Here is an 8,147-nt window from a genome sequence, read left to right as displayed (position 1 = left end):
GGCATAACTGCAATATGGAGGCATGACCGTTTTTTTGAAACCGTCTCTACATATTTTTCTGCACTTGGTAATCTAATCAACATTTCATCGCCTAAATGAAAGGTTCTATTATCGTGACCACTAAATTCAACCGATTTAATTGATAAATTAGCCCAATTAGGGAATTGTTCTGCAATAAGTTCTTTTGCTAAAAGCTCTGTAATTTCTATATTCATAACTTTTTGCCTATTATTAAGTGATCAAGTAACAGGATGACAGCGGTAGAATTGATCCATGCAATAATGCTGGGCTAGGGATGGCATACAGGGTTTTTCAAGAATTGTCCTATACTATAATTCTAACCTCCGAAACGTCCGACTTTCAAATCCAATTCTTTTAAATCGAATTTTATATCGATTATTGCTCCCTCTTCTTCTCTGTTCGCTATATCTAGAATGCCACAATGTTCTTCGACTATTCTTTTAACTATAGCAAGCCCTACTCCCATACCTTTACTGCTGGTCGTAACATAGCTTTCGGTAGCTTTGCCTATTAACTCAGGCGGAAATCCTTTACCGTTATCTATTACAATAACGCTAATAAAATCGTCTTTAGCATCTATAGTAACTTCTATTTTTCCGGATTCTCGCCCTTCTATTGACTCTTCTGCGTTTTTCAATAAATTGATCATAACTTGATTTATTTGGGTAGCATCACACATAAAATCAAATTGATCTACGTTAGACTCAAATTTATACAAAATGTTATCATTAAGTAATTTATGCGCTTCAACAATATGCTTAACTAAATAAACTAATTCACTTTTCGTAAATTTAGGAGCAGGAAGACGTGCAAAAAGAACAAATTCGGACACTATATTTTTAATATCGTTAGTATGGCGAATAATCATTTTTAAATAATTTTCAAATTCTGCCTTTTCCTTAATTTCAGGACTAAATTTCTTAAGTAATCTTTCAGAAGCAAGTAAAATAGGAGTTAACGGATTCTTGATTTCATGGGCTACTTTTTTTGCAACATCCGACCAAGCCATAGCCCTCTGTGCTATAACTAAATCGCGTTGCTGACGAGAAAGCTGCTTGATCATTCTATTAAATGCCGCATAAAGCGTACCTATTTCGTCTTTATCCACTTCATTTTCAGGCACTTGTACCGTTAAATCACCGTCTTTAACTTTGTCAGTTGCAGTAACTAACTTTTTAATAGGCTTTACTATTTTAGCGGTAAATATAACTCCAAAACTTATAGCTACAAAAAGAAGTAACAAGGCAATAAAGATAAACATTATAGAGAACTTAATCTGTATATTATCTATTTCGTTTTTAAGGCTATTATACTCGGCAGCTGCTCCGTTAGTTGCATCTATATGATCGATAATTTTATTATCTACTAATCTACCGGCTAATAAATACACATCATTATATTCTTTTAATTTAATCAGCATCCTTATTTTGGTTGGATCGGATTTTACTTCCACCGGCTCCCCTAAATCCGCTTTTTTAATTAAATGTGCAGGAATAGTTGCAAATGATAATGAAAAACTTAAATAACTATTAGCTACTATAGTATTAGTAGATTTGTTTAAAACTATAGCTTCATCAAGCGAACGCATCTCTGCTTCGGTATTAAGTGTTTTAGTAAATAAAGCGGGATTATGAATTAAATCATAATACATATCGCTTAAATCTTCAGCAACGGCTAGAGCCGTTTCTTTTAGCTGTAATTTATGCTCGGCAATATAAGATTCCGCAACTATTACGGATTGATCAAGAACTGTAGAAATCTTCTTATCAAACCAAGCTTGAACACTAAGATTAAAAAAATAAACAGAAAATACTGAGACAATTATAGTTGGAATAGCTGCAACTAAACTAAAGGCAATTACAATACGATTTTGTAATTTAGAACTATCGTTATTATTATTTTTAGTAAAAAATTTTTGAGTTAGTAAAACGCCTAAAATTAAAAAAATTGCTAAATCAATTAATAAGAACCCAATAATCGTACTAAAATTCTTCGATTCTAAAGATATCACATAAAAAGTAGCACACGCAAAAATAATAGCTGCCGTTGCTAAAGTAAAAATTAGCACTCTACTAGAAAAATAAGAACGTAAATTTTTTTTAAGATAACTAAGCATAGATCGGTTTATATGGCTATAACAATTCTTTATAACATAAAAAAAGCTAATTGGGAATATTTGTACTTTAATGTCATTCCTGCGGAGGCATCGCTGCGTGGATACCTAATCGTCATGAGCTACGCAGCCATAGGCGTTGTTGCATGGCTCGTTTTATGTCATTCCTGCGGAAGCAGGAATCCATTACTTTTGCTGTCATACCGTGGCTTGACTACGGTATCCAGTTAAAATACTAAAATTATTAGTGTTTTTTATTGTTTTTATGTACCTAGTTAGCAAGTCACGGGGTGAGACAGTGAGTTTTACCGGTCCACGCAACAATGCCTCACGGGAATGACATCGAGCCATGCGGGCAGCACCCGTGGCTTTGTTGCAAGGAAAATTACAAAGTAATTTGACGAAGCAATCTAAATAACAAAAAAAGCTAGAAATGTTAATATTTCTAGCTTTTTATTTAGTATTAAAATTGTTTGAAATTTTATTCATCAAACATTTTTTTACGAGCAAACTTTCTCCGTCTTCTCGCTGCTTCTTGTGCTTTACGAACACGCTTCGCTGAAGGTGTTTCATAATAACGCTGTTCTTTCATCTTACGAAAATAAAGCTCTCTTTGTAGCTTTTTCTTAAAATTCTTAAGCGTATTGTCACAATTACCGGCGTGAACATTTACTAGTATCACTAAAATTACTCTCCTTAAAAGATATTGTGGTTTATTGAACTATACCCTATAATTAAGTTATATGTCAAGGTTAAAAAATATGAGCATTAAAGAAGAACACCATATCAAAAAAATAAGTTTCGTGCAATCTTTATTAGAATTATTACCGTTTAATGAATGGAATAATAAACTACTTGAAGAAGCAGAAGAAAAATGCGGCTTTGCAAAAGGTTATGCTTTAATAGTTTTTCCGGAAGGTTTATCTGAAATAATAGAATTCTTTGAAAGCTACTTAGATAATATTATGCTAGAAAGCTTAAAGACAATAGAAGAGCCGGCAAAAATAAGAGAAAAAATATCTTTAGCGGTAAAGATTAGGATCAAAGCTGTACTCCCTATTATTCATAGCAAAAATGCTGCTTATTTTGCATTAAACCCGATGCAAGGAACTGAGGTTGCTTTCCGTAGCTGTGATGCTATTTGGCGTTATGCCGGAGATAAATCTCTTGATTTTAACTATTATACTAAAAGAGGTTTATTGCTATCGGTTTATGTATCCTCTATTCTTTTTTACATACAAGACGAATCGGAGAATTATATTGAAACCGATAAATTTATTGAGGCTGCCGTAGAAAATATAGTAAAAACTTTCTCACAGATGAAAAAATTACTCGACCCTTCAAATATACCCATAGTTAGAATGTTTACGTAGGTATATTTAATGGGTAATATTAATTTTTCATCAAATTAGAAATACTATGAAACTTATAAATAAAGCTAGTAATGAATTACATTTAATCACTTTTCATAAGGCTGTAAAAGAAGCTCAAGAATTGTTTAAACAACATGGTTCTAAATCAGAATCATTTGTTGATGAATTTTTAAAGCAGAAATATCAAGAAGCAAATAAAGAAAATTCTAAGTTTTAATATTATTCGTATAGTATCGTCATTGCGAGGAAATTGTGATGTTGTTGCATAGATAGGTTTATGTCATTCCTGAAAAAGCAGGAATCCATAGGGCTACTCAACTAAATCTTTCCGTTAGCTTTTGCTATCAGTTCTATTTTCCAGTTACGTTTCCACTTTTTCAAATTTTTCTCTCTTGTGATTGCTTCTTTAATATAAGTAAACTCTTCTGTATACACTATAAAGTACCATGCTTATTAGAACATAATATATACCCAATACATTTTTTGTTTTTTAGTTTTATTTTATGGATTCCTGCTTTCGCAGGAATGACATCGAGTAGGTTTTTCAAATAGGAGTTAACACAGTTTTTAGTATTAGAAAGTTCCTTGGTTTTCATTTGTCTCTTAAAATTAAACAGTTTAGTACAAATTATATATTTATCTCTGTGTCATTATCTATTATAATAAACCAAACTATTATAATAATTTCTAAAATAATGACAAATACTAAATATTACCCTGAGGTTAGTTCAAATGCTGATTTTGCTGCTATAGAGCGAGAGATACTAAAATTTTGGCAAGACAATAATATATTCCAAAAATCTATTGATGATAGGAATGGAGAGTCAGAATTTATTTTTTATGACGGTCCGCCTTTTGCAAACGGTTTGCCGCATTACGGTCACTTGCTTACCGGCTTTATTAAGGACGTATATGCTAGGTATCAAACCGTAAAAGGTAAGAAAGTTGAGCGTCGCTTCGGCTGGGACTGTCACGGTCTTCCTGCTGAAATGCAATCAGAGAAAGAACTTGGTATTTCAGGGCGTCTTGCAATAACTAATTTCGGTATAGAGAAGTTCAATAGCCATTGCAGAGCTTCGGTAATGAAATATGCGAGTGACTGGGAAGAATATGTAACTCGTCAAGCACGATGGGTGGATTTTAAAAATTCTTATAAAACGATGGATAAGAACTTTATGGAATCCGTTCTTTGGGCGTTTAAAGAGCTATATAATAAGGGGTTATTGTATGAATCTATGCGGGTAATGCCGTATTCTTGGGCATGCGAAACACCGCTTTCTAATTTTGAAACAAGGCTTGATAATTCTTATCGTGAGCGAGCAGATAAAGCTGTAACTGTTAGTTTTGTACTAACCGATGTCATTCCCGCGAAAGCGGGAATCCAGGGAAAAATGGATCCCCGCCTACGCGGGGATGACATTGAAGGGGACAGACGTGACATAGAATATAGAATCCTCGCTTGGACCACGACGCCTTGGACACTTCCCTCAAATCTAGCCTTAGCCGTCGGTAGTGATATCGATTATGCGTTAGTACCGAAAGGAGATATTTATTACATTATAGCCGCCTCTTCCGTCTCTAAATATACAAAAGAGCTAGAACTAAAAGGGGATGAGAAATTTACTACTATTAAAGGCTCAGAGCTTCAAGGATTGAGCTATAAGCCGTTATTTAGCTATTTCGAGAATCATCCAAACAGCTTCAAGATATTTGCCGGCGACTTTGTGGTTGAGGGTGACGGTACGGGAGTCGTACACATGGCTCCCGGCTTTGGTGAAGATGACCAAATACTTTGTGCATCGAAAGGTATTGAGCTTGTTTGCCCTGTTGATAATAGCGGTAAGTTCACCAAAGAAATTCCTGATTTAGAGGGCTTGCAAGTATTTGATGCTAATGACAAAATAATAATCAAATTAAAAGAACAAGGAAATTGGCTAAAAACCGAGCAGTATATTCATAATTACCCTCATTGCTGGCGAACAGATACGCCTCTTATATATAAGGCCGTTCCATCATGGTACGTAAAGGTTACACAGTTTAAAGATAGAATGGTAGAGCTTAATCAGCAAATTAACTGGATACCTTTCCATGTTAAAGATAATTTGTTTGGTAAGTGGCTTGAAAATGCCCGTGATTGGTCAATAAGCCGTAATAGATTTTGGGGAACGCCGCTACCTGTATGGAAATCTGACGATCCAAAATATCCACGTATAGATGTTTACGGTTCTATAGGGGAATTAGAGAAAGATTTCGGCGTTAAAGTTACTGATTTACATCGTCCGTTTATTGATGAACTGACTCGGGCCAACCCTAACGATCCAACCGGTAAATCAACAATGCGTAGAATCAAAGATGTGTTTGATTGCTGGTTTGAAAGCGGCTCAATGCCATACGGGCAAGCCCACTACCCTTTTGAAAATAAAGAATGGTTTGAGGATCATTTTCCGGCTGATTTTATAGTTGAATACTCAGCTCAAACACGTGGTTGGTTTTATACTTTAATGTTATTATCTACCGCTTTATTTGATCGCACACCGTTTTTAAACTGTATATGTCACGGCGTGATTTTAGACGCTACTGGTCAAAAGCTCTCAAAGCGTCTTAATAACTACGCCGATCCGCTGGGGCTATTTGATAAATACGGCTCTGACGCTTTAAGAGTTACGATGCTTTCTTCAAACGTTGTTAAAGGTCAGGAGCTGTTAATCGATAAAGACGGTAAGATGGTATTTGATACTCTGCGTTTATTCATCAAACCTATTTGGAATGCCTACCATTTCTTTACGATGTATGCTAATGCCGATTCGCTTAAAGGTGAGCTTAATTTTACTTCTCAAAACGTGCTTGATATTTATATATTGTCTAAGCTCAAAATAGCAGTAAATAAAATTGAAGAAAGTTTAGATAATTTCGATACGCAAACGGCTTATCACGCAGTTTCAGAATTTTTTGAAGTATTGAATAATTGGTATATCAGACGAAGTAGGGCAAGGTTTTGGAAAAGCGAAAAAGATGCAGATAAACAAAATGCTTATAATACTCTGTATTCATGTTTAGAGACTATGGCAATTGCGATGTCGGCACTAGTGCCTATGATTTCGGAGGCGATATATTTGGGGTTATGTCATAAACGACCGGACGTCATTGCGAGGAAAGACTTAAGTCTTGACGAAGCAATCTCAGGAAATTCTCACGAGATTGCCGCGGCACTTTCAGCGCCTCGCAATGACGGTTTAGTATCCACGCCGGCAACACCGCCTCGCAATGACGGTTCTATCTCTGTCCATCTATGCAACTACCCTACTCTCTCAAGCTTTGAGATAAATCACGAGCTAGTTGCTACCATGGATAACGTACTTGATATTTGCAGTAATAGCTTGTTTATCCGAAGCACTGAAAATATCAGAGTAAGGCAGCCGCTTGCTAGTATAACTATTATCAGTAAACATAATGATAAACTAAAAAGCTTTGAAGATTTAATTAAAGATGAAATTAATGTCAAATCAGTAATTTATCGTGATGATTTAGAGAATTACGCAAGCAAAAAACTATCGATTAATTTCCCAATGCTTGGTAAACGTCTTCCCGCTAAAATGAAAGAGATAATATCCGCCTCTAAAAAAGGCGAGTGGGAAGCTATCGGAGGCGGTTTAGCTATATGCGGTGAGACCTTGAATAGCGACGAATATAAGCTAGTTTTAGAGCCGTATTCACACATTAAAGGAGCAGCAAGTTTTGAGGATGATAGTAGCTTGTTCATACTTGATTTAGAGCTAACTCCTGAATTAATAGAAGAAGGATACGCAAGAGACATTGTACGCTTTATACAACGGGCTCGAAAAGATGCCGATTTCTCTATAACCGACAGGATTTTAATTGCAATAATAAGCGAGTTTGATTTATCTAAGATAATTGATAATTATGGAGACTTTATTAAAGAACAAACTTTAGGCGAGTTTGCTAAAAATTTCACGCCTGATTATGTAAGTAAAGTAGAATTAGAGAATCATCAAATACAGCTTAAAGTTAAGAGATCGTAAATTATTTTACTATTAATTAAGATATTGATAATTTATTTAGATTAATCTATAGTACGCACGCTATAAATTAATTTAGGTAAATTATGCGTAAAAGCCTCTCGTTTAAAGCTCTAAGAGATTCTTTGAAAACTGAAAAACAACTTTTAAAAGGAAAATTTAAAGAAGAAACTAAAGAAAAAATTAAAGAACTTATCAAAACTAATCAAATTAACAAAATTGATCCTATACATGGAACAGCACTAAATAGGGCATTTAAAATAAAAGATAAAAAATAATATTAGAGTTATTAGATAACAATGCTGATACAATAAAATCTCTTGTTTTTTTAATAGAAAAAAGCAAAGATATAAAAGATATCAAGCAACTTGTATATACATTTTATTCAGATAACCTTCTATGTTTTTCTATTAAAAATTTAATAGAAAAACATAGAAGCATGCAAGATATTAAGCAATTAGTAGATTCAACCCTTTCCAAAACAATTATAGATTTTACAGTTCTTCAAGCAGTAAAAAATCACAAAAGCTTAGATGATATTAGAGAATTAATAGGTTCGGTCATGCCTCCATATTGCAGTTACGCCTATTAAAAAGCTATACG

At 34.2% G+C, this 8,147-nt stretch carries 7 protein-coding genes and 2 pseudogenes; 5 read left to right on the top strand and 4 right to left on the bottom strand.

Annotated features, from left to right (window positions below; genetic code table 11):
• Positions 1 to 71: 71 nt before the first annotated feature.
• From KYQ89_RS03875 to rpsU, 4 genes and pseudogenes are all read right to left on the bottom strand, one after another.
• Positions 72 to 215, bottom strand: a pseudogene (locus KYQ89_RS03875) (acetyltransferase); the annotation flags it as partial.
• A 122-nt stretch (positions 216 to 337) separates the two neighbouring features.
• Entirely contained in the window at positions 338 to 2,137 is a 1,800-nt protein-coding gene (locus tag KYQ89_RS03870) for a sensor histidine kinase NtrY-like (protein WP_218460491.1), read from the bottom strand.
• 214 nt (positions 2,138 to 2,351) lie between these two features.
• Positions 2,352 to 2,464, bottom strand: a pseudogene (locus KYQ89_RS08485) (proline/betaine transporter); the annotation flags it as partial.
• 151 nt (positions 2,465 to 2,615) lie between these two features.
• Positions 2,616 to 2,816, bottom strand: a complete 201-nt coding sequence (rpsU, locus tag KYQ89_RS03865; protein ID WP_218460490.1) for a 30S ribosomal protein S21 — start codon at positions 2,814 to 2,816, stop codon at positions 2,616 to 2,618.
• A 79-nt stretch (positions 2,817 to 2,895) separates the two neighbouring features.
• Between rpsU and KYQ89_RS03860 the strand changes: the two genes are divergently transcribed.
• The 5 genes from KYQ89_RS03860 (at position 2,896) to KYQ89_RS03840 (ending at position 8,136) form a co-directional block, all read left to right on the top strand.
• Positions 2,896 to 3,507 (top strand): COQ9 family protein, encoded by a 612-nt coding sequence (locus KYQ89_RS03860; RefSeq protein ID WP_218460489.1) that lies wholly within the window; start codon positions 2,896 to 2,898, stop codon positions 3,505 to 3,507.
• A 46-nt stretch (positions 3,508 to 3,553) separates the two neighbouring features.
• Complete coding sequence (locus KYQ89_RS03855; RefSeq protein ID WP_218460488.1) at positions 3,554 to 3,724, top strand: hypothetical protein; 171 nt, start codon at positions 3,554 to 3,556, stop codon at positions 3,722 to 3,724.
• A 478-nt stretch (positions 3,725 to 4,202) separates the two neighbouring features.
• A complete protein-coding gene (gene ileS / locus KYQ89_RS03850) occupies positions 4,203 to 7,547 on the top strand; it encodes an isoleucine--tRNA ligase (protein ID WP_218460487.1) in 3,345 nt (1,114 codons plus the stop codon).
• Between the two features lie 83 nt (positions 7,548 to 7,630).
• Positions 7,631 to 7,822 carry a hypothetical protein gene (locus KYQ89_RS03845; protein ID WP_218460486.1) on the top strand — a complete coding sequence of 64 codons (192 nt, stop codon included), beginning with the start codon at positions 7,631 to 7,633 and terminating at the stop codon, positions 7,820 to 7,822.
• Between the two features lie 161 nt (positions 7,823 to 7,983).
• A complete protein-coding gene (locus tag KYQ89_RS03840; protein ID WP_218460485.1) occupies positions 7,984 to 8,136 on the top strand; it encodes a hypothetical protein in 153 nt (50 codons plus the stop codon).
• Positions 8,137 to 8,147: the final 11 nt, after the last annotated feature.

The sequence above is a fragment of the Rickettsia sp. TH2014 genome (assembly GCF_019249195.1).
Lineage (GTDB): Bacteria > Pseudomonadota > Alphaproteobacteria > Rickettsiales > Rickettsiaceae > Rickettsia > Rickettsia felis.
The sequence above is the reverse complement of the archived record's forward strand: the minus strand, read 5'-3'. Positions and strand labels throughout refer to the sequence as shown.